This is a genomic window from Candidatus Paceibacterota bacterium (assembly GCA_035530615.1).
Classification (GTDB): domain Bacteria; phylum Actinomycetota; class Actinomycetes; order Nanopelagicales; family Nanopelagicaceae; genus QYPT01.
Genome location: DATKUL010000002.1, coordinates 985,823 through 1,012,504, shown reverse-complemented (window position 1 = coordinate 1,012,504; position 26,682 = coordinate 985,823). Strand labels below are relative to the sequence as shown.

24 protein-coding genes are annotated in these 26,682 nt (G+C 50.3%); 18 read left to right on the top strand and 6 right to left on the bottom strand.

Annotated elements, in window-relative coordinates:
* Positions 1-23: 23 nt before the first annotated feature.
* The gene (gene gnd / locus VMW30_08135; protein ID HUW88324.1) at positions 24-995 is read left to right on the top strand and encodes a decarboxylating 6-phosphogluconate dehydrogenase; all 972 of its coding nucleotides are present in this window, start codon (positions 24-26) and stop codon (positions 993-995) included.
* 1 nt (position 996) lies between these two features.
* Positions 997-2,397: a glucose-6-phosphate dehydrogenase gene (zwf, locus tag VMW30_08130; GenBank protein HUW88323.1), complete on the top strand. Its 1,401-nt coding sequence runs from the start codon at positions 997-999 to the stop codon at positions 2,395-2,397.
* Here zwf and tgt read toward each other — a convergent pair.
* Positions 2,389-3,627: a tRNA guanosine(34) transglycosylase Tgt gene (gene tgt / locus VMW30_08125; GenBank protein ID HUW88322.1), complete on the bottom strand. Its 1,239-nt coding sequence runs from the start codon at positions 3,625-3,627 to the stop codon at positions 2,389-2,391. The two genes, zwf and tgt, sit on opposite strands and share 9 nt — an antisense overlap.
* Before the next feature lie 53 nt (positions 3,628-3,680).
* Here tgt and VMW30_08120 point away from each other — a divergent pair, with 53 nt between their 5' ends.
* The 6 genes from VMW30_08120 (at position 3,681) to VMW30_08095 (ending at position 10,712) form a co-directional block, all read left to right on the top strand.
* On the top strand, positions 3,681-4,550 hold the full coding sequence (locus VMW30_08120; GenBank protein HUW88321.1) for an alpha/beta hydrolase: 870 nt from the start codon (positions 3,681-3,683) through the stop codon (positions 4,548-4,550).
* 138 nt (positions 4,551-4,688) lie between these two features.
* Complete coding sequence (locus VMW30_08115; GenBank protein HUW88320.1) at positions 4,689-5,678, top strand: ABC transporter permease; 990 nt, start codon at positions 4,689-4,691, stop codon at positions 5,676-5,678.
* A 142-nt stretch (positions 5,679-5,820) separates the two neighbouring features.
* The gene (locus tag VMW30_08110; GenBank protein ID HUW88319.1) at positions 5,821-7,590 is read left to right on the top strand and encodes an ABC transporter substrate-binding protein; all 1,770 of its coding nucleotides are present in this window, start codon (positions 5,821-5,823) and stop codon (positions 7,588-7,590) included.
* Positions 7,591-7,705: 115 nt separating this feature from the next.
* On the top strand, positions 7,706-8,704 hold the full coding sequence (locus VMW30_08105) for an ABC transporter permease (GenBank protein HUW88318.1): 999 nt from the start codon (positions 7,706-7,708) through the stop codon (positions 8,702-8,704).
* Positions 8,701-9,732, top strand: a complete 1,032-nt coding sequence (locus tag VMW30_08100) for an ABC transporter ATP-binding protein (protein HUW88317.1) — start codon at positions 8,701-8,703, stop codon at positions 9,730-9,732. The genes VMW30_08105 and VMW30_08100 overlap by 4 nt, the downstream gene beginning before the upstream one ends.
* Positions 9,729-10,712, top strand: coding sequence for a dipeptide ABC transporter ATP-binding protein (locus VMW30_08095; GenBank protein ID HUW88316.1), 984 nt, complete (start codon positions 9,729-9,731; stop codon positions 10,710-10,712). Before VMW30_08100 ends, VMW30_08095 begins: the two co-directional genes overlap by 4 nt.
* 65 nt (positions 10,713-10,777) lie before the next feature.
* On the opposite strand, the gene VMW30_08090 is transcribed toward VMW30_08095, so the two are convergent.
* Together VMW30_08090 and VMW30_08085 are read right to left on the bottom strand one after the other, a co-directional pair.
* Positions 10,778-11,287, bottom strand: a complete 510-nt coding sequence (locus tag VMW30_08090; GenBank protein HUW88315.1) for a hypothetical protein — start codon at positions 11,285-11,287, stop codon at positions 10,778-10,780.
* A gap of 112 nt (positions 11,288-11,399) precedes the next feature.
* Positions 11,400-13,340 (bottom strand): M13-type metalloendopeptidase, encoded by a 1,941-nt coding sequence (locus VMW30_08085; GenBank protein HUW88314.1) that lies wholly within the window; start codon positions 13,338-13,340, stop codon positions 11,400-11,402.
* 106 nt (positions 13,341-13,446) lie between these two features.
* On the opposite strand from VMW30_08085, the gene VMW30_08080 reads away from it, so the two are divergent.
* On the top strand, positions 13,447-13,932 hold the full coding sequence (locus VMW30_08080) for a MarR family transcriptional regulator (protein ID HUW88313.1): 486 nt from the start codon (positions 13,447-13,449) through the stop codon (positions 13,930-13,932).
* 76 nt (positions 13,933-14,008) lie between these two features.
* On the opposite strand, the gene VMW30_08075 is transcribed toward VMW30_08080, so the two are convergent.
* On the bottom strand, positions 14,009-14,422 hold the full coding sequence (locus tag VMW30_08075) for a hypothetical protein (protein HUW88312.1): 414 nt from the start codon (positions 14,420-14,422) through the stop codon (positions 14,009-14,011).
* Between the two features lie 281 nt (positions 14,423-14,703).
* On the bottom strand, positions 14,704-15,522 hold the full coding sequence (gene panB, locus VMW30_08070; protein HUW88311.1) for a 3-methyl-2-oxobutanoate hydroxymethyltransferase: 819 nt from the start codon (positions 15,520-15,522) through the stop codon (positions 14,704-14,706).
* Between the two features lie 81 nt (positions 15,523-15,603).
* Between panB and VMW30_08065 the strand changes: the two genes are divergently transcribed.
* The 8 genes from VMW30_08065 to VMW30_08030 all read left to right on the top strand — a co-directional run bounded on the left by VMW30_08065 (position 15,604) and on the right by VMW30_08030 (position 24,244).
* Positions 15,604-17,322, top strand: coding sequence for an NAD+ synthase (locus VMW30_08065; protein HUW88310.1), 1,719 nt, complete (start codon positions 15,604-15,606; stop codon positions 17,320-17,322).
* A 243-nt stretch (positions 17,323-17,565) separates the two neighbouring features.
* Entirely contained in the window at positions 17,566-18,495 is a 930-nt protein-coding gene (cysK, locus tag VMW30_08060; GenBank protein HUW88309.1) for a cysteine synthase A, read from the top strand.
* 3 nt (positions 18,496-18,498) lie between these two features.
* Positions 18,499-19,005 (top strand): serine O-acetyltransferase, encoded by a 507-nt coding sequence (gene cysE / locus VMW30_08055; protein HUW88308.1) that lies wholly within the window; start codon positions 18,499-18,501, stop codon positions 19,003-19,005.
* 34 nt (positions 19,006-19,039) lie between these two features.
* On the top strand, positions 19,040-20,350 hold the full coding sequence (locus VMW30_08050; GenBank protein ID HUW88307.1) for a glutamine synthetase family protein: 1,311 nt from the start codon (positions 19,040-19,042) through the stop codon (positions 20,348-20,350).
* Positions 20,351-20,353: 3 nt separating this feature from the next.
* Complete coding sequence (locus VMW30_08045) at positions 20,354-21,571, top strand: hypothetical protein (protein HUW88306.1); 1,218 nt, start codon at positions 20,354-20,356, stop codon at positions 21,569-21,571.
* Positions 21,572-21,632: 61 nt separating this feature from the next.
* On the top strand, positions 21,633-22,511 hold the full coding sequence (locus tag VMW30_08040; protein ID HUW88305.1) for a cysteine synthase family protein: 879 nt from the start codon (positions 21,633-21,635) through the stop codon (positions 22,509-22,511).
* Positions 22,512-22,551: 40 nt separating this feature from the next.
* Entirely contained in the window at positions 22,552-23,469 is a 918-nt protein-coding gene (locus tag VMW30_08035; protein HUW88304.1) for an ABC transporter ATP-binding protein, read from the top strand.
* On the top strand, positions 23,444-24,244 hold the full coding sequence (locus tag VMW30_08030; GenBank protein HUW88303.1) for an ABC transporter permease subunit: 801 nt from the start codon (positions 23,444-23,446) through the stop codon (positions 24,242-24,244). The genes VMW30_08035 and VMW30_08030 overlap by 26 nt, the downstream gene beginning before the upstream one ends.
* Positions 24,245-24,259: 15 nt before the next feature.
* Here VMW30_08030 and VMW30_08025 read toward each other — a convergent pair whose 3' ends face one another.
* The gene (locus VMW30_08025) at positions 24,260-24,748 is read right to left on the bottom strand and encodes a GNAT family N-acetyltransferase (protein ID HUW88302.1); all 489 of its coding nucleotides are present in this window, start codon (positions 24,746-24,748) and stop codon (positions 24,260-24,262) included.
* A 195-nt stretch (positions 24,749-24,943) separates the two neighbouring features.
* Between VMW30_08025 and leuA the strand changes: the two genes are divergently transcribed.
* Positions 24,944-26,659: a 2-isopropylmalate synthase gene (gene leuA, locus VMW30_08020; GenBank protein HUW88301.1), complete on the top strand. Its 1,716-nt coding sequence runs from the start codon at positions 24,944-24,946 to the stop codon at positions 26,657-26,659.
* Positions 26,660-26,682 lie beyond the last annotated feature (23 nt).

Sequence of the window (26,682 nt, the reverse complement as noted above, 5' to 3'; positions counted from 1 at the left end):
CACGGATGTCAGAGTCTCTAGAAATGAATTTTGGAATGGTGGGCCTCGGGAAGATGGGGGCCAATATTGTTCGTAGACTCGCCGGGCAGGGCATCTCATCGGTTGTCTATGATCTAAATCCGGCTTTCATTGCGGAGTTAGTTGAAGAAGGTTCAATCGGGGCCACCGATTATCATGATTTAGCCAATAAACTTTCGACCCCGCGCATTATCTGGGTGATGGTGCCTGCGAGCGTCACAGGTTCAACGATTAAATCTATCGCGGAGTATTTATCTCCTGGGGACACAATCATCGATGGGGGTAATAGTTTTTACAGGAACGATCTCGTAATCGCTGACCACCTTGCGCTTCAAGGGGTCAAATTCGTCGATGTTGGAACGAGTGGCGGTGTTTATGGTCTTGAGCGCGGATATAGCCTGATGATTGGTGGCGAAGACGCCGTTGTGCAGATGCTTGAACCGATTTTTAAAGCGCTTGCTCCTGGCGTTGAGACGGCGGCGCGGACTGCAGGGCGCTCCGGTCAGCCGAGTTCCAGCGAAATGGGGTATCTACATTGTGGTCCAGTAGGAGCGGGCCATTACGTGAAAATGATTCATAACGGAATCGAGTACGGGATGATGGCGGCCCTTGCTGAGGGTCTGGCGATTTTTGATGCGTCCAAGAGCGGGACACCTTCTTACGACCTGGATGTGGCAGAAATAGCGGAAGTTTGGCGTCGAGGTAGCGTGGTTGCTTCTTGGCTACTGGACTTAACCGCGCAGGCGCTGCACCAGGACCCTGCACTCACTGAGTATTCGACAAATGTAAGTGATAGTGGCGAAGGGCGGTGGACAGTAAACGCTGCAATTGAATTGGGCGTACCTGCGCCAGTTCTAGCAACGTCACTCTTCTCTAGGTTTGCCTCACGCGGTAATGACGACTTTTCTAACCGAGTATTGAGCGCGATGAGATATCAATTTGGCGGACACAATGAGTCACCACAAAAGGATTCATGAAATGCGTTCAGACGCACTCGTATTATTTGGCGGGACTGGTGATTTAGCTAGAAAAAAGATTTTCCCTGCTCTGTATGAGATGGAAGAAGCAAAAGAACTGGAAATGCCAGTCATTGGAGTGGCGTCTTCAAAGTGGACTCAAATTGAATTTCGGGCAAATGCAGAGCGTGCGATCCGCGATCGAATTAAAAATGTGGATGAAGAAATACTGAAAAGATTATTGGATGAGCTTTACCTAGTAGCGGGCGACTATAGAAGTCCAGAGACCTTTGAATTACTTCGAAAGCAACTGACAGATTTCAAGCTTCCGGTCATCTTATTAGCGATTGCGCCGGACATGTTCGAGACGGTATCCCAGGGCCTGGCAAAAGCAGGAATAACAAATTCAGCGAGGGTTGTCGTCGAAAAACCTTTTGGACGCGATTTACAAAGCGCCATAAATCTAGATGATTGCCTTAAGAAGATATTGCCGGAGGATCAAATTTATCGGATTGATCACTATTTGGGGAAAGAGGCGGTGGAAGATCTTCTCGTATTTCGGTTTGCAAATACTCTTTTCGAGCCGGTTTGGAACAGAAATTACATATCAAGTGTTCAGATAACTCTCTCTGAGAATTTTGGGGTAGAAGGGCGGGGTTCTTTCTACGATGGAGTTGGCGCAACGAGGGATGTGCTTCAAAACCATCTCCTCCAAGTGCTTTCCATGCTTGCCATGGAGCCGCCGATCGACCTCACCTCGAAATCGATGCAGGATGAAAAGATGAAAGTTCTTTCATCAGTGCGAGAACTGCTGCCTGAGGATGTCATACGCGGCCAGTACGTTGGATATCTCAATGAACAGGGCGTGGCAGATCATTCTGATACCGAGACCTTTGTCGCAATGCGCCTATTTATAGATAACTGGCGCTGGGCGGGAGTACCTTTCTATTTACGAACCGGCAAGAAAATGGCAGAGACGACGATGGAAGCCGTCATCGAATTTAATCAACCGCCCCGGCTCCTTTTTATGTCCCCGAATGCGCCGCATCCACTTCCGAATATTGTTCGTTTTCGACTTGGTGCAGGAGACGGAGTTGATATCTCTCTCCAAGCAAAGGCGCCCGGCTCACGGTTAATTACATACCCCGTCGAACTCACTGTTGAATTTTCAGCCGCACTTGGTGAGCGCAAAGAGGCGTACGAGCGACTCCTAGATGCGGCGTTGGATGGAGATCACTTTAGATTTACACGAATTGATTCGGTTCTTCAAGCATGGAAAATCCTGGATAAAGTTTTGAAGTCCCCGACAAAATTGCATCCATACTTCGCCAACACCTGGGGGCCCGAAGAATCTTTAGATCTGGCGGTTGGAGGCTGGAATCTCATAGGGAAAAAGTCGCACCCACCTCAATTCTTAATGTGAGGACTGGTTCCTTATTGCATATCGACCGAGGAATTCTTCCTTTAGGTCTGAGAAGGTCCCATCAATGAGCGCTAGCCTCATTTTCTCTACCAATCGGATGATGAAGCGTTCATTGTGAATGGTGGCGAGTGTTGCCGCGAGAATCTCTTTGCTACGGAATAGGTGATGTAAATACGCGCGTGTGTAATTTGCACAGGTGTAGCAGTCGCACTCTTCATCGATGGGAACAAACTGTTGGCGATAGGGGGCGTTGGAAACATTGAAACGCCCAGTCATTGTGTAGACCGCACTTGTTCGTGCGATTCGAGAAGGTAAGACACAGTCGAACATGTCGACTCCATTTTCAACGCCGACGAAAAGATCTTCCGGCGCACCGATCCCTAAGAGATGTTTTGGCTTATCTTCAGGAAGTTCTTGATTGACCCAGGAGACAATCGTTCCGAGCTCGTGTTTATCCAAGGCTCCGCCGATGCCAAAACCATCGAAGGAGATTCCCGAAGAGGTCATGGAACCTAAATCTTTAGCTGCCGATCGTCGCAGGTCCTCGTACTGAGCACCTTGAATGACACCGAATAGGGCCTGGTAAGGATGATCCTCGCGTAGGTCGGTGAGACGCTTGTGCTCATCGAGGCACCGAATTGCCCAAGCGGAGGTTCGCTCAACCGCTGCTTCTTGATACTTTCGTGTGTTGTGCAGGGTCGTGCATTCATCAAAAGCAAAGATGATGTCTGCCCCAATTTGATGTTGCACCTGCATCGAAACTTCAGGAGTAAACCGGTGCATTGAGCCGTCAATATGGGACTTAAAGGTCACCCCATCTTGGTCCACGTGGGCTAGGCGATCTTTCTTATGAGCGATCACGTCATCTGATCGAAAAGTCTTGGCGTCCATTGCCAGAATCTTTTTAAATCCAACACCAAGAGAGAGGACCTGAAACCCTCCGCTATCCGTAATCGTGGGGCCGGACCAGTTCATGAATTTCCCCAGTCCTCCGGCTTCGTCCAGGATCTCTGCGCCGGGTTGTAGATAGAGGTGGTAGGCATTGGCGAGAAGAACTTGTGCACCCAGATCCTTCATGGATTCAGGTAAAACAGATTTCACGGTTGCTTTGGTACCTACTGGGGTAAAGCAGGGAGTCTGAATAGGTCCATGGGGCGTCGCGATGGTTCCGGCACGCGCCAACCCCTGCGCGGAAGTCGTTATCTCGAAGGAGTATCCCGAACTGTTCACGTGGGTATTGAACCATCTATCGCAAAAGTAATTCCGCCGAGTTAGGGTTTGGTATGAGTCAATTTCTCTTGAAGGATGGCCGCACCCTCGATCTGTTAGATAACCACCACGATTCCACATTTGCGATTCTCTTTCATCACGGCACCCCTGGTGATGCCACGATGTGGCGCGACTGGCATGATGAATTGGCTTCGACATCTATCCGCACAATTTCCGTAAGCCGTCCAGGCTACTCACTTAGCGATCGAAACAGAGGGCGTCGAGTTGTAGACGCATACAAAGATCACAAGGAAATCCTGGATCAATTCGAAATCGAGAACTTCGTATCCATTGGATGGTCAGGGGGAGGCCCGCATGCACTTGCAACTTCTCTGGATCCGAGATGTCGTGGCGTGATTTCTCTGGCTGGGGTTGGGCAATTCGGGCAGAGTGATCTGGATTTTCTCGAGGGGATGGGACCTGAAAACCATGATGAGTTTGGAGTTGCACTCAAGGGAGAGGTAGCACTTGGCGAGTGGATGCAGGCAAATGCTGCCGCGATGCAACATGTTGATGGAGATGGTTTGCGGGAGGCTTTTGGAGGGCTCATAAGGGAGGCGGATAAGGAGGTATTGAACGGGAGTTTTGCTGACGATATGGCCGCTGCGATGCGTCGCGGTTTGAGCCATGGTTTCGATGGATGGATTGACGATGATTTAGCATTTGTGCAACCGTGGGGGTTTGATTTACATCACATATCTGTCCCTGTGCAACTCTGGCAAGGCGATGACGATTTCATGGTTCCACATTCACATTCGCGCTGGCTAGCCTCGAAAATTCCTGGTGCAGAAGTGAAATTCATGAAGAGAGAGGGCCATATTTCATTAGGTGTCAAGCATCGTTATGACATCGTTACGCAATTGAAAGTTTTTTTAGGCGTATAGAAAGGCCATGTTGGTGAAAAGGCTTAAAAGGTACGAATGGGGTTTTCATTTGGCTCTATCTTGGCTACCGTTCGGTACTAATCCAGGCTCTTCATTTTTTGATGGGCCTCATACGCGTGTGGAACGGAGGTAACGGCGATGTCAGAAGAAGCCCTCCTAGATGAAGCCATCATTGATGATCTGTTGATTGATGCGCCCATTATCCAACGCACGCCCCGCCAGATCGCATGGATGAGATTTAAGAAGAACAAAGTCGGCGTGGTCGCTGCAAGCGTCGCTTTATTTTTCATTCTCATCGCCTACCTTGCGCCTGTCATTACCCGCATTCTTAGTCTAAGTAACACAAAAACTTATCCAGAAACTCTTAACGAGTTTGCCATGCCAATCGGTGCTTCAGGTGGCATCTCACTGGCACACCCACTTGGTGTCGAGCCGGGAGCAGGACGCGACCTTCTTTCACTCATGCTCTATGGCTCTCGCATTTCATTTACCGTTGCGATTATCACGAGTGTGGCTTCCATCGGCTTGGGAATGTTGATTGGAATATCGACTGGATATTTCCGTGGCAAGGTCGATGCAATTGTTGGTCGCATTTCAGACTTCATGCTCTCTTTCCCTGCCACCTTCATGATTCTTGCGCTGATTCTTCCCATGACTCAACGGATTGAGGCACTAGGAATTGCTAAAGATAACGGCGCTCGAATCGTGGTTCTGATTCTCTTCTTTCTATTTTTTGGCTGGATGGGCTTTGCTCGCTTGATCCGGTCGCAAGCATTTAGCATGCGTGAGCGCGACTTCGTGATGGCGGCACAGGCACTAGGGGCTTCCAGTTTCCGAATTATCACCAAGGAATTACTTCCAAATTTATGGCCCACGGCCATTGTTTTCTTGTCGATCTCGTTGCCCGGATATCTAGCAGCCGAAGCGGTCTACTCATTTCTAGGGGTAGGCGTGCAGGCGCCGGCTTCGACCTTCGGTCTAGTTCTGGCTGATGCAGTGACTTACTGGCGCAGCGATCCTGCCTATCTCATCATTCCCTCGCTTTATCTCGTAACTATTGTGCTCTCGCTTAACTTATTTGGTGATGCGCTGCGTGATGCGCTTGACCCGAAAGCGGGTCCGTCATGATAAGAAAACCAGGTTTCCGTAGCGATACGGGAAGTAATGACCCATATCTACCTCTGCGCAGTAGTTCACCAACTTCGCAGTTATTGGGCAAAAGTCCAGTCCGCGGCCGCGAACTGGAATGAACTATCCACAAGGAGGACACATGTCCGGTTCAAAAATGGCAAAGCGCCATTTAAACCGTCGCCTCATAGCTACGACCGCAGCCACTGCATTAATCGCTGCCGTCGCGCTAGTAGGAACGACGACTAGTGCGAGCGCTGCTACATCCAAAAAAGGTGGCACTCTGTACTTCATTACCCACGCAGAACAGTTTGATCACGTAGATCCAGCCCGTATTTATACTGGTCGCGACATCGCGTTCTTCAACTCATACCTATATCGCAACCTGGTTTCATATAAGCCAGTTCCGGGTGCGGCAGGCTCATCACTTGTAGCCGACCTAGCGACCAATACTGGTGTGCCTAGCAATAACGCAAAGACCTGGAAGTTCACTTTGCGTGAGGGCAGCACCTGGGAAGATGGCTCTGCAGTTACTTGTGCCGATGTGAAATACGGCGTTTCGCGAGCCTTTGCTTCTGACGTCATCACAGATGGCCCGCAGTACTTGGTAGGCGCCTTGCGGATTCCTAAGGCAGCCGATGGAAGTTCTGTATACAAGGGTCCATACAAGAAGACCGGACAGGCTCTGTACAACAAGGCAGTTACCTGTAAGGGAAAGACTGTCACATTCAATTTGAACCGCTCATTTGCTGACTTCAACTACGCACTTACTTATCCAGCAGGTGCGCCAGTGAAGGCTTCAAAGGACACCGGTGACAAGTACGACCTGCGTCCATATTCAGACGGACCATACAAGATTGCCCGTTACAAGATCGGCGACACTATGGAATTGGTCCGTAACGCAAAGTGGAAGCAATCCAGCGACAAGGTACGTACTCCTTATCCAGATAATATTGTCGTCCGCTTTGGACTTTCACAGGACGTTGCTGACCAGATCATGTTGGACGACAGCATTCCAAACACTGTCGATCTAGATGCTCTACAGCCAACCAACTTGCGGGCATTCTTTGCTGACTCATCAAAGGCAAAACAGCGCTACAACGTATTTGATCCATATGTTCGCTATGCAGCGGCCAACGTCTCTGCTGGCAAGTTGGATTGCCTTGACATACGTAAAGCTGTCTTCTTTGCCTTCGACTCGCAGGCACTCATTGACCTCTCCGGTGGCACCGTTTTCTACGGCGTTCCAGGAGATAGTCCAGTCAAGCCAGTACTTGGTCTTGACTATGCCAAGACCAAGGGAAATATCCATGACCCAGCCTGGAACATCAACGGAGCTCCAGCCAAGGCAAAAGCACTTCTGGCCACAGCCAAGAGTTCTTGCCCGGCCGCTTATGACAGAGCAACAAATCCGGCCAAGGGACTAGTTTATGACCTTCCCAAAACAGCAACCAACGAGAAAGCTTCCGTTCTAATCAAGACTGCTATGGACGCGGCCGGAATTGTGATGAAGTTCAACTTCATCCCATCTGGTCAGTACTACTCCACAGTCATGGACATCACCAAGCAGAATGACCTTTCCTATGGTGGCTGGGGTGCTGACTGGGCAAATGCGTCAACGGTTATTCCTCCGCTCTTCGTCAAGGATGCAGGATTTAACTTGTCGCAGAACTGGGATGATCCTGCCTACGCAGCATTTAAGGCCAAGTCAGATAAGGCTTTGAATGAGACCAACCGCGCTAAGCAAGCTGCGATGTGGAAAGAGCTCGCGCAGTACGCAATGGACCAGTATTGGATTATCCGTCCAGTATTCGGTAAGGGCCAGGGTGTATGGGGCTCTGAAGTTGGCGGCGTCTTCTACTGGGAGCCACAGGGAACCTTCGGGTTCGGCTCTCTCTTCGTAAAGGCCTAAGTCGGATCGTTAGGAAAAGTTAGGTAACGTTGGTTGAGGGTGGCTCCATTAAGAGCCACCCTCAACTACGCCAAAGTATTATTGAGAAGTTCTACGGTTAAGCGAGAGGGTGAGAATGTTTAAATTCGTACTTAAGCGATTGACGGCAACCGTCGTCGTCATCACTCTCGTGAGTATGTCGGTATTCTTAATTTTCGCTTTTCTCCCGATGGACCCCGCCCGTTTAACCTGCGGAAAGGGTTGCTCCGTTCCCGTCGTTGAGGCCAATCGCCATCGCCTGGGCTTAGATGTTCCGGTGCAAGTTCAGTACGGTCGATTTGTCAAGGGCCTTTTTGTGGGGCGGGAATATGGAGATGGTGCGGCCAAGATTGAATGTTCGGCGCCAGCTTTTGGATATTCGTTTAACAAGCATGAGTGCGTCACGACATTAATTAGGTCGGCATTCCCAGTCACTTTCAGTCTTGCTATTGGGGCATTTGTTCTCTGGCTTTTACTTGGAATCTCGCTTGGTGTTCTGGCGGCGCGGCGGCAGGGAAAATGGCAGGACAAGGCAAGCACTGTTTTTGTTCTCGTCGGCATTTCACTGCCAACCTTTATCTCAGGTCTTTTGATTTACCTGCTAGCGCTACGACTGGGCATGATTAATCCAATTGAGTCTGGGCGTTGGGTATCGCCCTTCACCAACCCGATCGGCTGGGTCAAGAATTTCTATCTCCCGTGGATCGTTCTGGCTCTCGCATTTGCCGCCACTTATACGCGGTTTACTCGTTCTAATGTCATTGAAACCTCAAGTGAAGATTACATCCGCACCGCACGTGCCAAAGGATTGAGCGAGAAGGTGATCCTTCGTAAGCACACACTCCGTGCCGCACTGGCACCAATTGTGACAATCGCTGGGCTGGACTTCGCTGGACTTCTTGGCGGTGCGATCATTACCGAGCAGATCTTCAACCTTCCTGGCCTTGGTCGGCTCTCACTTCGTGCCGTGCTCATTGATTATGACCTGCCGGTGATCGTCTCGACCACAATTTTGGCGGCGACTTTCGTCGTCGTTATGAACTTAGTAGTTGATATTTTATACGCATACATCGACCCCAGGGTGCGTGTTGGATGAAGCCCTTTCTAGAGGTAAAGAATCTCTCCGTCTCCTTTCCGACCCAGGATGGCTTGGTCAAAGCCTCCAACGACATCTCGTTCACCGTGGCCCGCGGTGAGACACTGGCAGTTGTCGGTGAATCCGGATCCGGTAAGTCGGTGACTAGTTTGGCGGTCATGGGACTGCACAACCGCAATGCAACCAACATTTCAGGGCAGGCGATTTTGAATTTAGAGACCGGACCCATCGACACGATTTCTGCCAATCCGGAAGTTGTTCGTAAACTTCGTGGCAAGTCGATGGCAATGATTTTCCAAGATCCCATGTCGGCGCTTCACCCTTACTACTCCATTGGCGATCAGATTGCCGAGGCCTGGGGTCTTTATAATGAAGGCTCGAAAGCCGATGGAATCAAGCGAGCAGTAGAGATGCTTGATTTGGTCGGAATCCCGGGAGCCGCAAAGCGAGTCAAAGAATTCCCGCATCAATTCTCGGGAGGTATGCGTCAGAGGGTCATGATCGCAATGGCTCTGGTTAATAATCCGTCTTTGCTCATTGCGGATGAGCCAACAACCGCCCTTGATGTGACCGTTCAATCGCAGATCCTCAAACTTCTCAAGGATATGCAAGCAGAGTTCAATATGGCGGTCATTCTGATTACGCACGACTTAGGAGTGGTGGCAGAAGTCGCCGATCGCGCCTGTGTTATGTATGCAGGAAAGATTGTCGAGCAATCCGCCATTGACGATATTTATTACCTGCCTGATCACCCGTACACAATCGGACTGCTCAATTCGATTCCTCGTGTCGATCAGTTGGAGGGCAAGCGCTTACAAGCGATTCCCGGTCAACCGCCATCATTGATTTCCCTTCCACGCGGTTGTGCTTTCCGCACGCGCTGTACCTATTCAGAACTTGTCCCCAACAATAAGTGTGCGACGCAGGTGCCAGACCTAGATGAGAAGCTTTCGGGACATTTCTCCCGTTGCCACTTAACCGAAGCGCAATTAGTGAAGGCGCGTACTTCCGCGGGAGGCCAAGGGTGACCGAGCCAATTCTCAAACTAGAAGGTTTGAAAAAGCACTTCGACTCTACCTCTGGTGGATTTTTTAATAAGAAGAAAGGCACTGTCAAGGCGGTTGACGGCATTGATCTGGAGATTCTCCCCGGTGAGACTGTGGGCCTGGTTGGCGAGTCCGGCTGCGGCAAAACGACGGCAGGACGAACTGTTCTTAAATTGTACGAACCAACCGAAGGAAAGATCATTTTCCAGGGTCAGGACATCACCAATCTGAGCCGACGGCAGATGAAACCGCTGCGCGCGCAGATGCAGATGATTTTCCAGGACCCCTTTGCCTCCCTCAACCCGCGTCAAACAGTGGGCACTCTGATCGGTGCCACTTTTGATATTCAAGGAATTAAACCTGCAGGGGGTGTCAAAAAAGAAGTCGAGCGCCTCATGGAGCGAGTGGGTCTCAACCCAGAACACGTCAACCGCTATCCGCATGAGTTTTCGGGTGGACAACGCCAGCGCATTGGAGTCGCGCGCGCCATCGCCCTCAAGCCGAAATTAATCGTGGCTGACGAACCCGTTTCGGCCTTGGATGTTTCGATTCAGGCGCAAGTGGTAAATCTCCTTGATGACCTGCAGGAAGAATTTGGGTTGGCGTACCTCTTCGTTGCCCATGATCTATCGGTTGTGCAGCACATTTCAGATCGAGTAGTCGTTATGTATTTAGGCAAGGTGATGGAGCAAGCGGATAAGAAAGATCTCTTCTTAAGTCCGCGTCACCCGTATACAAAGGCATTGCTCTCTGCCGTTCCGGTGCCGGATCCGATTAAGGGTCGCTCGCGAGAGCGGATTATTCTTTCTGGCGATTTGCCCAGCCCGATGAATCCGCCCTCCGGGTGCGTCTTTAACACCCGCTGCTGGAAAGTTCAGGACAAGTGCCGCACAGAAGTCCCCGCCCTCATTCAGATCGCACCAAATCATCGCCTGGCCTGTCACTTTCCTGAACCCGCATAATAATTTCTAATTCAATATAAAAGCCGGCCCTGGATTTTCCAGGGCCGGCTTTTTACTACTTAGATTTAGGCGACTGTCCCATCTAGAGCAGCGGTGTTGGAGCCGATGGTGACATCAATATGCAGAGGTTGACCACTTTTTGCATCACAGCCGATGGCAAACTTGAAGCTAACCTCACTGGCAGTGGCGATCGGCTCAGTAGGCGCACCGCTAATGCCGTTATCTCCGTCGAGTACGTCAGTACAGGTATTTGCTCCTGAACTGGCAACGAGTGAGAAGGTTGATGGATCAATTTCTGACCCACTCTCGTTTTTCAAGGTCGCAGTGAAGACATTCGCGGCTTGGCCGGGGAGGTAATTTGAGGCGAACGTGCCCGGAACAAAAGTTGTTGGCTTAGAAATGGTTACCGTTATTCCCTCGCCTACTGTGATTGGGGACCCAAAGGCGTTGCTTACTGTGGGAGTAGCAGAGGGAGTGGCGCTCTCGGTCGGGGTGGCGACTGGTTCAGATGTATTGCCGCAACCGGTCAGGGCGAGGCCGGCGATCACAGTGACCGCGATCAGGGTCTTATTCATACAAACTCCTTTAGTTCTTCCGACCGTTTTTCGGTCTCGTCTGGCTTCTATTGTGGAATGGGTCGGGCATTGCGAATGTATAAATCTTAACAGCGAATAGCGGCAACTCCCTTTACCAGATTTGCACTCTTTCGTGTGGAGCTAAATAGAGAGCATCGCCTTCAACAACCCCAAATGCGGTGTAGAACTCGGCCATATTTCGCACGATCTGATTGGTCCGGAATTCATGGGGAGAGTGGGGATCTGTAGCGATCTCCCGCCGAACTGCCTCAGGTCGAGTTTTACCTCTCCATGCTTGTGCCCAGGCAAGAAAAAAGCGTTGATCACCTGTGAATCCGTCTAACACTGGGGCTGGTTCACCCTTTAAAGCCAATTTGTAGGCTTTATAGGCGATGCTGAGCCCTCCGAGGTCACCGATGTTCTCTCCTACCGTGAGAGCCCCATTTACGGTTATATCAGGGGCCTCTGCGGGCGCTAATGCGTTGTATTGAGCAATTAATACGTTTGCCCGCTTTTCGAATTCATCTCGATCAGCCTGCGTCCACCAGTCATTGAGATTCCCATCGCCGTCGTATTTAGAGCCCTGGTCATCGAAGCCATGTCCGATTTCGTGGCCAATCACTGCACCTATTCCGCCGTAATTGACTGCATCATCCGCATCCATATCGAAAAATGGCGGCTGCAAAATGGCGGCAGGGAAGACAATCTCATTCATTCCTGGGTTGTAATAGGCGTTGACCGTTTGAGGGGTCATGTACCACTCGGTCCGATCTACTGGTGCCCCGATTTTTGCCAACTCGTAATCGCGCGCGAACCTAGCAATCCGTGCCATATTCCCCATGAGATCAACGGGGGAGATAACCAACTTCGCGTAATCGCGCCATTTCTCCGGGTATCCGATTTTGGGAGTGAACTTGGCCAGCTTTTCCAGCGCCTTTTTCTTGGTGGGTTCACTCATCCAGGAAAGGTTGGTGATGCTTTCGCTATATGCGATCACTAAGTTGGCGACCAGGGCCTCCATTTCGGTTTTTGCTTGCGGTGGGAAGTGGCGTTCCACATAGATCCGACCAACGCCATCACCTAAAGCACTTTCGACGACAGAGACTGCCCGCTTCCATCGAGCACGGATCTGAACTGTTCCAGAGAGGGTGGTTCCGTAGAACGAGAAATTTTGTTGAACGAGGCAATCGTGCAAATAGGGAGCAGCTCCGCTGATCACTTGCCACTTGAGCCAGGAGCACCAGGATTCGCGGTCGAAAACGGAGAGCAGCTGACCGATTCCGGTAAAGAAATCTGGCTCTCGGACAATCGTGGTTTCAAATCCGGAGGTTGGCATTTCACAGCCATCCATCCAAACTTTCCAGTCGAACCCAGGGGAGAGGGAGTCCAGTTCGGAGCGAGTGAATTTGTTATAGGTAAGGGTGGCATCACGATCTCGCACCTGGTCCCAGTGGTGACGTGCGATTTCGGTTTCCAGGGCAAGGATTCGGTTCGCGTGCTCCTGTCCGTTCTCTATTCCGATCAGTCCAAACATCTTCGTTACGTGATCGAGGAAGGCGACTCGGATTGGTTCGTATTGATCCTCTCGGTAGTAGGCCTCATCCGGCAGACTGAGACCGCCTTGACTTAGATAGATAATGTTTGAAAGAGAGTCCATATGGTCAGTCGAAATTTCGGCGGCGAAGATACCCCCGAAACCATCCAGTTCTAACTCACCCAGAGTCCGTAGAAAATCCGAGCACGATTCGATTTGATCGACCTTTGCTAGGTAGGAAGCGATGGGGGATGCGCCTAGTGATTCGATACGTTCGGCATTTATGAAACTGGAATAAAGGTCGCTAATTTTCTGGCTATCAGTTCCGCTGGCAGGACCTTCAATAATTGCTCGAACGTGCGCTTCAGCCTCTTCGTAGAGTTTGTACCCGACTCCATCTGATGCACGATCATCTGGTATCTCATGCGTTTTGAGCCAGGTGCCGTTGAGATGACGGAAAAGATCATCTTGAACCCGGACGGTTGAATCTACAAAGGCGGTATCAATTCCACTTTTCATGAACACATCTCTTTCGTCAAACTTAAGTCACTAATAGGTCAGCAGGGCTCGCGCATATCTTGAAGAAAACTAGTTGAAATTTCAACTTATTTGCTACACTTGCCACATGGTACGTCAAAACGCTACGTCAACGCCTCCTCGCTGGCTCAATCCAGTCGAAATGAGAGCGTGGCGGAGTTACATCGTCGCTAGTCGACGACTTCTGGAAGCCCTAGATATCGATCTTGCCGGCCACGACCTATCTTTGCCCGACTATGAAATCCTCGCCCAACTCAGCGATGCGCCGGGGCGAAAAATGCGGATGAGTGAATTGGCCGATATCGCCATGCTCTCTCGCTCTCGCCTTTCTCATCGCATGAAGGTGATGGAGCAGGCCGGGTGGATAAGGCGCGAAGCTTGTCCCGCCGATAGACGAGGATATTTCGCAGTCATGACCCCGAAAGGATGGAAAGCCATAGTTGCGGCGGCTCCAGATCATGTCGAAAGTGTCCGTACTCGGTTCGTTGACCACCTAACCAAAGCCGATCAAATTGCCCTGGCCCAAATATTTGAAAAGGTTGGGATTGCCCTGCGGGCAAATCCAGAAGAGTAAAAATATTACGAGATAGACCGACAAAAAAGTAGACAAAAAAAGACCCGCCACAAGTGGCGGGTCTTTTTTAATGTCGTTACTTGGCAGCAACTGCCTTCTTGCGACGACGCTTCTTTGGTGCAGCTGCAGGAGCAGCAACAGCCTTCTTAGCGGCCTTCTTGCGCTTTGGTGCTGCCTTCTTGGCAACAGCCTTCTTGCGCTTTGGTGCTGCCTTCTTGGCAACAGCCTTCTTAGCGGCCTTCTTGCGCTTTGGTGCTGCCTTCTTGGCAACAACCTTCTTAGCGGCCTTCTTGCGCTTTGGTGCTGCCTTCTTGGCAACAACCTTCTTAGCAGCGGCCTTCTTGCGCTTTGGTGCTGCCTTCTTAACGGCGGCCTTCTTGCGCTTTGGTGCTGCTACTTTCTTAGCAGCGGCCTTCTTGCGACGCTTTGGCGCTGCTACTTTCACAGCGGCCTTCTTGCGCTTTGGAGCAGATTTCTTAGCTGCAGCCACGTACTTCTCCAATCGGAATGGTCCGATCCGTCACCGGACCTGTTCAGGGATAAGCGTGTCAGTAGTTGGTGCATATTGCCAGCATTGTGTGAGAAATATTTAAGTGCGTGTCGCGAATTACTTTTTTACTTTTTTGTGCTTTCACGGAAAATATTCGATTTCATTTTTGTAGATCCTACGGAAATCTTTTGTCGGATTAGTGCATTTATTTCTCGAATTTTCACTTCTCTATTTCTTGGATGGCATGCACAGCACAGCCAGGTAGGAGTGAGTCATCTCCTTTAAAGGAATGTCTGCTCGGGACCCGGGAAAGTTCCATGAATGACGTCATTAGCCCACTCCCGAGTTGCCGCCAGCATTTCTTCCCGCAAATTGAGGTATGCCTTTGCAAGGCGAGGTGGTTTCTTTGTGAGTCCCATCAGATCCGTCCACACGAGTACTTGCGCATCACAAGTATTTCCTGCTCCGATCCCAATCGTTGGAATCGAGAGAGCTTTTGTGATTCTGGTTGCAAGATCCGCCGGGATCAGTTCTAGGACGATGGCAAATGCACCCGCATTTTGGAGCGCAAGAGCTGCTTCAAGAATGGTTTCTCCATCATCGCGTCCCTGGACTCGGTATCCGCCAAGTTGATGGAGAGACTGTGGCGTTAGTCCCAAGTGGCCCATTACTGGAATCCCAGATTGGGTGAGTTTGGCAATTTGTTCTATTTGAGCGCCTTCCAATTTCACCGCATGTGCGCCGCCCTCTTTAAAAAATCGCACCGATGTTGCAAGCGCCTGCTCGGGAGATGCCTCATAGGATCCAAAGGGGAGATCGGCAATAACGAGGGCTCGACGTGAGGCTCGGACCACCGCCCGTACGAGGGGAATCATTTCATCAACGGTAACCGGGATGGTGTTCTCTTCACCCAGAAAGTTATTGCCTGCGCTATCTCCGACAAGGAGTACCGGAATTCCCGCCTCATCAAAGATATCGGCGCTCATCTGTTCGTAGGCGGTGAGCATTGGCCATTTTTTGCCGCATTTTTTTGCCTCTGCCAGATCTCGGATGGTGATGCGACGGGATCCATCTCCGAATACGCGGTTCTGATTAGACATATGAGACCTCCTACCTCAAGGCCTGCGAATCAGGTCCCTGGGAATTCAGGTTTACTCTATCGCCACCGTTACTCTTAAGTCATGTCCCAACTCAGATTGGCACTTGCGCAGATTAATCCCACTGTGGGGGACTTGAGTGGCAATTCCGATCTGGTACTGAATTACGTCGGCCGAGCCCACCAATCCGGAGCCGACGTTGTCGTTTTCCCTGAGATGACCGTGACTGGATACCCAGTGGAAGATCTAGCGTTGCGGCCAGCATTCCGAGCAGCGAGCAAGAGAGTTATTGATGAGATCGCTCAGAAATGCGCAGATGAGGGGTTCGAGGATTTAACTCTCATTCTTGGCTACCTAGATGAGGCGACGAATGCGGCGAATCGATTGGGGCAACCTGAGGGTGCGCCACAAAATGCGGTGGCAATCATTCAGGGTGGAAAAGTCCGCGCTCGATATGTAAAACACCATCTCCCTAACTACGGCGTTTTTGATGAGTTTCGGAATTTTGTTCCTGGCGATTCATCTCTTGTGGTTCGCGTGCACGGAATTGACGTTGGTATTGCGATCTGCGAGGACATCTGGCAAGAGGGTGGCCCAGTCGCGGAATTAGCTTCACGAACTCCTGGACTTCTAGTAGTTCCAAACGGAAGCCCATTCGAGCGGAATAAGGATGACGTCCGACTCGCTCTTGTGAAGCAGCGGGCGATTGAGGTCGGGGCTCCTCTGGCGTATGTGAATATGACTGGCGGCCAGGATGATCTGGTCTTTGATGGCGACAGTATTGTTGTAGACCACCACGGGAAGGTTCTGGCACGAGCACCACGTTTTGTAGATCATCTGCTCATCGTTGATCTGGGATTGGAGCCCCATACCTCAAAGCCTGATCTGGTTATTCACAATGAAGTTATCCAAGGTCGCAGTACATCTTTGAATGAGATCGCCCCTCGATTGGATGATCTCGCCGAAGTCTGGCAAGCACTGGTAGTTGGAGTTCGCGATTACGTGCATAAGAATAATTTCAAGACAGTGATCATCGCCCTCTCGGGCGGGATAGATTCAGCCCTGGTTGCAGCTATCGCAGTTGATGCGATTGGCGCGGAGAATGTTTATGGCGTCGGGCTCCCCAGTAAGTACTCTTCCGATCACTCCCTGAATGATGCTCATGCCATAGCCCAGAACACTGGGCTCCACTTTCGAGTTATTGAAATCGAACCTATGGTTAGTGCTTTTCTCGAGTCAGTCAAACTTGAGGGCATCGCGCAAGAGAATCTGCAGGCAAGAGTCCGCGGCGTTGTATTGATGGGTCTTTCCAACCAGGAAGGTCACCTCGTTCTTGCTACGGGAAATAAGAGCGAGCTAGCGGTTGGATATTCCACGCTCTATGGCGATGCAGTTGGTGCCTTCGCACCCATTAAGGATATTTACAAGACGGATGTATGGGCACTTTCAAAGTGGCGAAATGAGCAGGCTCTCGTGCGTGGAGAGATTGCTCCGATTCCCAGCAACTCCATCGCGAAGGAGCCGAGTGCGGAATTGCGACCCGGACAGAAGGACTCTGATTCGCTACCCGAATACCACCTACTTGATTCCATTTTGCTTCGCTATGTCGAGGGCGATGAAAGCGGATCCTCGTTGATTGCTGCTGGCTTTGATCCTGCACTAGTTTCGCGCGTTATTTCGCTGGTGGATCGTGCGGAGTACAAGCGCCGCCAGTATCCACCGGGCACAAAGGTCTCTACCAGGGCATTTGGTAAGGATCGTCGCTTGCCAATTACATCAAGATGGTTCGAGCAAGGTTATTAATCGGCCCTTGATGCGAGCCGTTCGCAAGTGGCGTATTCGTATTACATTGCTAACATTGTCCCATGCAAGAAATAAGCAATTGGCTCTTTACGCGTAGACGCGTAATTGATTTTGGGCGCGCAAGTACCTGCGCCTGCCGTTCTTAATTGCTTTCTTCGCCTTTTTAAATTTTAACTTTTAGCACAATCCTCTAACAAAAAATATTTAACTTGAATATGACATATCTATGGCATTGGAGAAATCATGAAGGTTTACAAGAACATCACTGAGGTCGTCGGTAACACACCTCTTGTCCGTCTCAACCGTATTACAGATGGCGCGGCGGCAGACGTCTACGCCAAACTTGAGTTCTATAACCCGACTGCTTCGGTCAAGGATCGTATTGGAATTTCGATGGTTGATGCGGCTGAGCAAAAAGGCGCACTAAAGCCTGGTGGAACGATTGTGGAAGCGACATCCGGAAATACTGGAATCGCACTTGCTATGGTCGGCGCCGCTCGCGGTTACAAAGTCATTTTGACTATGCCCGATTCAATGTCAAAGGAGCGACGCATGCTCCTGCGCGCTTTTGGGGCCGAACTCGTATTGACTCCTGCTGCCGAAGGCATGCGTGGTGCGATTGCGAAGGCTGAAGAATTGGGAGTTGGAGAAGATGCTGTCATCATGCGTCAATTCGACAACGACGCAAACCCAGAAATTCACCGTAAGACAACGGCTGAGGAAATTTGGCGTGATACCGATGGCACCGTGGCGGCGGTTGTTGCGGGAGTTGGCACTGGTGGAACGATTACGGGTATCGGCCAAGTTCTCAAAGAGAGAAATCCTGACATCAAAATTTTTGCGGTAGAGCCAGCGGCTTCGCCACTGCTTACCGGTGGAAGCGCGAGCGGCCACCCTATTCAAGGAATCGGTGCGAACTTCATCCCCAACAATCTGGACCGATCTATCTACGACGAAGTCTTCGATGTTTCTGCCGAAGACGCATTTGCCTATGCGCGCCGCGCAGGTGCCGAAGAGGGGATTCTCGCTGGAATATCTTCAGGTGCAGCACTGTGGGCGGCAGCGCAAGTTGCCAAACGTCCTGAGTTTGCCGGCAAGATCATTGTCGTCATTTTGCCCTCATTCGGCGAGCGATACCTTTCAACCCCTCTCTACCAAGATCTGGCAGAGTAATTCATGGGTCTAAACATTCGAGAAGATATTGCGACTGCTATGGCGCGCGATCCTGCTGCTCGCAATAAGTTTGAGGTTTTTGTTGCCTATCCGGGTCTGCATGCGATCTGGGGACACCGTATGGCTCACTGGCTCTGGACTCATGACCTCAAAACAATCGCGCGAATCTGGTCAAACCTGACCCGAAGTGCGACGGGAATTGAAATCCATCCTGGCGCAACAATCGGGCGTCGCTTCTTCATAGACCACGGCATGGGCGTTGTCATCGGCGAGACGACGATTATTGGCAATGATGTCATGCTTTATCACGATGTCACCCTGGGAGCGCGCTCCTATAGGAAAGGTAAGCGCCATCCCACACTCGGAGATAGCGTCACTATTGGGGCTGGCGCCCGTGTCCTAGGCGATGTGAGCATTGGTAGCGGGGCTGTGATTGGGGCAAATATGGTCATTACCAAGGATGTGCGGGATCGGACCAACATGGACACCTCGGAGTTTTTTGTTATTTAACACAGCCGTAACGCAGTATTGAAACTATGTGCTTATGAGTAGTGATGCCCAAGTCACCAAGCAAGAGGAATTTGTTCTTCGTACCCTTGAAGAACGTAATACCCGTTTCGTCCGTCTCTGGTTTACCGACGTGCTGGGATTTCTAAAATCTGTGGCCATCGCTCCAGCCGAAATTGAGAACGCATTTGAAGAGGGGATTGGATTCGACGGCTCTGCAATCGAAGGCTTTGCACGGGTAAGCGAGTCCGACATGCTCGCAAAGCCGGATCCGAGCACTTTTGCAATTCTTCCGTGGCGAACTGAAGTGCCCGGTGCCGCCCGAATGTTCTGTGACATTGTGATGCCGGATGGTTCTCCATCTCTTGCCGATCCGCGCCACGTCCTTCGTCGGACTCTCAACAAAGCAGCGTCGATGGGGTACACGTGTTACACCCACCCAGAAATTGAATTCTTCTTGTTCAAAGAACTCCCCGAACCTGGCAAGCGTCCAGTTCCAATTGATTCGGGGGGATATTTCGATCAGACCCCGGCAGTTATTGGCCATGATTTTCGACGGCAAGCGATCACGATGCTGGAGTCGATGGGAATCAGCGTCGAATTCAGCCATCATGAAGGGGCACCTGGCCAACAGGAAATTGATTTGCGCTATGCAGATGCCTTGAGCACCGCAGACAACATCATGACATTTCGTCACGTTGTTAAGGAAGTTGCGTTGGATCACGGATTCCATGCGTCTTTTATGCCAAAACCATTTACTGACCACCCAGGCTCTGGAATGCATACTCACGTTTCACTTTTCGAGGGAGAGAACAACGCATTTTATGATCCGCAGGACGAATACAATTTGTCCAAAGTCGGCCGATCATTTATAGCCGGCCTTCTCAAGCATGCATCTGAAATAACCGCGATCACTAATCAGTGGGTTAACTCTTATAAACGTCTGCATGGAGGTGGAGAAGCCCCGGCGCTCGCAAACTGGGGACGTAGTAGTCGAGGTGCTCTAGTCCGAGTTCCCATGTACAAACCCAAGAAAGAAAACTCGACAAGAATTGAATTTCGTTCCCCTGACTCTGCCTGTAATCCATATTTGGCCTACGCCGTCATGCTCTCGGCGGGGTTGAAAGGAGTTGCTGAAGGCTACGAGCTCTCTGAGTCTGATAATTCTCCGGCCCTTCCCAGCGATCTAAATGAGGCGATTATTGCCATGGAGCGGAGTGAATTAGTCCGTGAAACTCTGGGCGAGCATGTATTTGAATATGTGCTGCGAAATAAGCGGGCGGAGTGGGATGACTACCGACACCAGGTAAGCGCATACGAGTTAGACAGGTACCTTCCGATACTTTAAGGCATGGCCTCAGGCATTGGTCGAGCAGATTGGCACTTACGTGCGAACGCTTCCGTTGTTCTCTATCTTGTGGCAGCTCTAATTTCGGGAGCTGTCCAGCGCGGTGAACATAACGGTCAGCCTCCGTGGCTGACCGTGCACTTACTTTTGTTGGGTGCCGTGACAAACGCGATCATAACCTGGAGCGATCACTTCATTCGCGCGCTTCTTTGGACGCGATCGCAAAATCACAATCGCCAGATGGCAATCATTCTCTTACTCAACATTTCAATTGTGGGAGTTTTGATTTCAGTATCGGCTCATGCGAAGTGGCTCATTCTATTTTTTGCCTCACTAATGGTCTGCACAGTAATCTATTTCCTGCAGGGGATTTCGATCGCGATAAAGAGATCCCTCAATAAGCGATTCATTGACTTGCTTAGGTATTATCAATTTGCTGCCCTATTCCTTTTGGTTGGTATTACCCTGGGAGTCATCGACTCTTTCAAGTCTGATGAAGATTTGATGCAACCGAGATTGGCACTGGCTCACCTTCATGCCAATCTTCTTGGTTGGGTGGGAATCACTGTTATCGGAACTCTCGTCACACTCTGGCCAACCGTCTTGCGGACTCCGATGCATGAGCGGGCGATTCGAGCCGCAGTCATCGGTTTGAGATTTATTCTGATGGGCACCAGTCTGTCGATACTCGCAGCAATTGAAAATTGGCAGATCCTCTTTGGAATTTCGCTAGCGATTTACTTGATCGGTGCATCCATCACGCTTACGCCAGCAATTCTCACGATGCAGAAGAAGCAGCCTGATCGTCCTGGGTCATGGATGCTTTTGACGGGCGCAGTTGGATTAGGAGTTTTGCTACTTGTCGATATTGCGCTCCAATTCTCGTATAAATCTCCCGAGAAGGTACTCGTCGCGCTTGAAGGACACATACTCTTACTTTTCACCTTATTCCTATTCCCAACACTATTAGGCGCGCTTACCTACTTATTGCCCGTCGTGCTCGGACGCGGTCCAGCGCTCAACCGAGAGTTAGAAACGATTTTGAGCAGAGGATGGAAATGGAGGCTTTTACTTCTTCCTCCGGCATCCCTCCTCATGTTTTTCAATGATCTCTTCGTAAATATAGGTCGGGCGATGGTTGCGATCTCTCTAGGCGCCTTCCTGTTTCTTGTACTCACGGCCATGCTGAAATCTGTGCGTAATCGCGTTCCTTCTCAATAGCTGGGTTAGCCCTTAGGATTTGCTCCTCTCACGGGATGCACATAGAACAGAGGAACCTTGCGTGAAAAATATTTTGGATGCTATTGGTGATACACCGCTCATTCAGATTGAGGGCATATGGGTGAAGATGGAATACCTCAATCCTTCTGGCTCTATCAAGGCGCGTATAGCCAAGTACATTATTGAGCGAGCCGAAACCGAAGGTTTGCTTAAGCCAGGGGACACAATCATTGAGGCATCAAGTGGCAATACGGGAAACGCGATGAGCATGGTTGCTGCTGTAAAGGGTTACAAAATGATTGTCGTCATGCCTGATGGAATGAGTCCAGAGAGAACCGCCATCTCGCGTGCCTTCGGCGCGGAAGTTCACATGATGGGAGATTTCCACGTCAACGATGCACTCGCTGAGGCAAGACGCGTAGGTCAGCTCCCTGGTTTTTTTGCTCCACAGCAATTTGATAACGAGTGGAACGTTGACGAGAACCGTGAGTGGTTGGGCCAAGAGATACTCCGCCAGATGCCCGTAAAGCCTGACTTGGTCATTGGAGGCATTGGCACTGGCGGAACTATCATCGGAGTGGGGCAGGCACTCAAAGCAGCAAACCCCGCATGTAAAGTCATTGCGCTGGAACCTGCAGAGTCATGCACGATTCTTTGTGGAGAGATTGCCAAACATCTTATTGAAGGAATTGCAGATGGATTCGTGCCAGGAATCATCGAGCGCCATCGAGATGTGATCGATGGGTTTGTGGACGTTCATTCTGAAGAATCAATCGTTGAGATGCGTCGACTGGCCAACGAGCATGGAATCTTTGTCGGGCCATCCTCAGGTGCTCACCTCATCGCTGCGAAGCGACTTCAAGAGAAGTACGGAGTTGAGAACGTCGTTACTTTCTTCTGTGATGAAGGCGAGAAGTACATCACGGATTACTGGCTCTAGTTCTCTTCCGCATTACCTATCGCTCACGTAATATGAAGGTATGCCAGTATCGGCAATTTCTCTCAAGGGTTTAACCAAGTATTACGGTCGTGATCTTGGTGTCATGGACGTTACCTTTGAGGTATTTCCTGGTGAAGTTATGGGCTTCTTGGGACCCAATGGGGCAGGAAAAACGACAACGATGCGGGCGCTTGTCGGGCTCTTGAAGTTGTCATCCGGGCAAGCTCATATACGGGGTGAGGAAGTCAGCATCTACTCACACCAGATGCGAAAAGAGATTGGCTACCTTCCTGGTTCGCCGACTCTGTATGAGAATTTATCGGGTTGGGATCATTTGGATTTTCTGGCAAAAATGCGAGGACAAGATTGCACGCAAGAGATTAGGTCAATGGCGCAAAGGTTTGATCTTGACCTTGATCGGAAGATAAGGGAACTTTCGAAGGGGAATCAACAGAAGGTGGGCGTAATTCAAGCTTTCATGCACAAGCCATCGGTCTTGATTCTGGATGAGCCGACTGCTGGCCTTGACCCGATTGTGCAGAGGGAGTTCGGCACTCTCGTTGACGAAACTCAGTCTCGAGGCGCGGCCATCCTTCTGTCCTCGCACGTTTTGAGCGAAGTAGAACATCTGGCAGATCGTGTTGTGATTATCAATTCTGGTAAGCAGCTGCTGGTGGATGAGATTTCGAATTTGAAGAGACGGACCCTCAGAACAATAGATCTTTTCTTCAGTTCTCCGATTGCTGCCAATGTCTTTAGCGAAGTGCACGGGATTAAAGATGTACAGGCATCTGGCAATCGAGTCACATGCACGGTTATCGGCGCGGAGGCAGAACTCTTAAGAGTCGCTGTGGAGAACGGGTTGGATAGCGTTCAAACTCACGAATCCAACCTAGACGAAATCTTCTTCTCAATTGTCGAAGGAGGTGAAAATGATGGCAATGCCACTCTTTCTTAAGACGTTGAAGGATCAGCGCCGTGGATTCATCGGGTGGTGCATCGGTGCAATGGCAATTATTAGTATCCAGCTGTCCGTCTTTCCAACTGTCAGATCTTCAGCAGCAGGGCTAAACACCTTTATTGAGAATTATCCCGAAGCTCTTCAGAAGATATTCCGAATGGAAGATTACACATCCGGCACGGGTTATCTTTCGGCAGAACTATTTAGTTTCATGCTTCCTCTGGTGTTTATCGCTGTAGGTGCGGCTTGGGGCGCGAATGCCATCGCACAAGAGGAGGAGCGTCGCACTGCAGATGTTCTTCTCACTCTTCCAATATCGCGCACAGGAGTGCTATTCACGAAAATTCTCTCTGCGATTACCGCACAGACCACACTTGTATTCATTATCTTCCTCAATCTTTTCATTGGGATTCGTTTTGTTGACATCTCCATCGCCCCCGCAAAGATTCTGGCGGCTTCTTTCTCGTGTTCGTTACTTGGCATAATCTTTAATGCTGTTGCGACTCTCTTCGGTTCGATCTTCGGAAAAAAATCCATCGCTCTCGGAGGTGCGATCGCCCTAGCATTTGCTAGTTTTCTCTTTTACTCGCTGGCACCACTCGTGCACACTTTTGACAGAGTTCTGGGCTTGAATCCGTTTCAGTGGGCACTGGGCAAAAATGCACTACTTACTGGGCTCGATTTTGTTTATACAACCCGCTCGATTCTTGTCACGCTCGCTATATATGCTGCAAGCATCTTTGTTTTTCGCAGACGCGATATCTCTTTTTAGACCCTGCAAGTTGGGTTATCGAATCGATTCACCCGCAAGTCTACTTAATGGTTCACCTGTGATTCTGAAAATGGTCCATTCGTCCATAGCCACTGCCCCTATTGATTCATAGAATTTAATGGAAGGCGCATTCCAATCCAACACCCACCATTGAAAACGTTCATAATCATTTTCAACACAGATTTTTACTAACGTTTTAAGTAGAGCAATCCCATGGCCCTGTCCGCGTGCCTCCGGAATGACGAATAGGTCCTCCAAGTAGATACCATGCTTACCAAGCCAGGTTGAATAATTTAGGAACCAGATAGCAATTCCCACAACTTGCTCGTTGTGGGTGGCAACATGGCAGAAGACTTGCGGATTTTCACCAAAGAAGGATCTTTTGATGTCTTCCTCGGTGGCAACTACCTGTTCAGGTGCTTTTTCATACTCTGCCAATTGATGGATAAGTGCCAGGATCTCTGGTACATCGCTCATGACCGCTTTTCTAATACTCACGTCTATCCTCTGGTTTCGGGGGGGCAGAATCCAACGCATAATTTGCCGATTCTCTCACCTCACGGCTACCCTGTAGCCATGAAATTACGCAGCCTCCTCCTTCGCTGCCGTGGCGGGGCCCTTTAACCGGTCTCCTCGTTGCGGGGTTTTGTTGCACCGGTAAAAAACCAAATCCCGCGAATTATTAAGGAGTCAGACCAAATGAATTTCCCTCAGCAAAACCCAAGTTCGATGGCGTATATGCGGTATTCCTCATTTGTCCCGATTGACCTTCCGGATCGCACTTGGCCAACCAAGCAAATGACCAAGGCGCCGCAGTGGTGTTCTGTTGATTTGCGAGACGGTAACCAGGCGTTGATTGACCCTATGGACACTGCTCGCAAATTGGCCATGTTCAAATTGCTCGTCTCCATGGGTTACAAAGAAATTGAAGTGGGCTTTCCGAGCGCGAGCCAGACCGACTTTGACTTTGTGCGAAAGATTATTGAAGAAGACCTCATCCCTGACGACGTGGTTATCCAAGTGCTTACTCAGGCCCGCGAACAACTCATCGAGCGGACGTATGAGTCATTGAAGGGTGCTAAGAGAGCAATTGTCCATCTGTATAACTCAACGTCGACTCTGCAGCGCCGCGTCGTCTTCGGACAGGACAAAGAGGGAATTAAAAGGATCGCGACCGACGCTGCCGAATTTTGCCTTTCGATGATGGACACAGTTCCTGGTACTGAGATTTCCTTTGAGTACTCTCCAGAGTCGTACACAGGTACCGAACTTGAATATGCGCTGGAAGTCTGCGATGCGGTCAATGACATCTGGCGCCCAACTCCCAGTTGGAAGACGATTTTGAACTTGCCGGCAACTGTTGAAATGGCAACTCCAAATGTCTATGCGGACTCAATCGAGTGGATGCACCGAAATCTTGCCTATCGCGACAGTGTTGTACTGAGTTTGCACCCACATAACGATCGCGGAACTGGTGTTGCCGCTGCCGAGTTGGGTTATTTAGCGGGCGCCGACCGTATTGAGGGTACGTTATTCGGTAACGGCGAACGCACGGGCAACGTCTGTCTTGTGACTCTTGGGATCAATCTATTTAGCCACGGTATTGATCCAATGATCGACTTTTCAAACATAGATGAGATTCGCAGGACAGTCGAGTATTCAAATCAGTTGCGAGTTCCTGAACGCCATCCTTATGGCGGCGATCTAGTTTTTACTGCATTTTCTGGGTCGCACCAAGACGCAATCAAGAAGGGTTTGGATCATCTTGAGAAAGATGCCGCTGACGCTGGCGTGCCTATGAATGATTTCACTTGGGAGGTTCCATATTTGCCTATCGATCCCAAGGACATCGGCCGATCCTACGAGGCGGTTATTCGCGTGAATAGCCAGTCGGGCAAGGGTGGCGTTGCCTACATCATGAAGAATGAGCACCATCTTGATCTGCCACGTCGACTGCAGATTGAATTTAGCAAAGTAGTACAGGCCAAGACGGATAATGAAGGTGGCGAAATTCTACCAACACAGATGTGGCAAATCTTTGAAGACGAGTACTTGCCAACGGACTCGGCGCCGTGGGGTCGGTTCAGGCTCAAGGGTCTTTCTCAAACCTCTGTGCTCGATGAAGACGTGCAACTGAGTGTTTCAATTCTTGATCGTGGCGAGATGCACGAAATCAAGGGTCAAGGAAACGGACCAATCGCAGCGTTCTGTGCGATCTTGCAGGAGTATGGCGTGGACGTACGCGTTTTGGATTACTACGAGCACGCGCTTTCTGCCGGCGGAGATGCTAGCGCTGCCGCATATCTGGAGTGCGCAATCGATGGCAATGTCTTCTGGGGTGTAGGCATCGACCCAAATACGACCACGGCATCTTTGAAGGCAGTGGTGTCCGCTATTAATCGTGCCATCCGATAGGGGAATGCCATTACGGTAAGTCT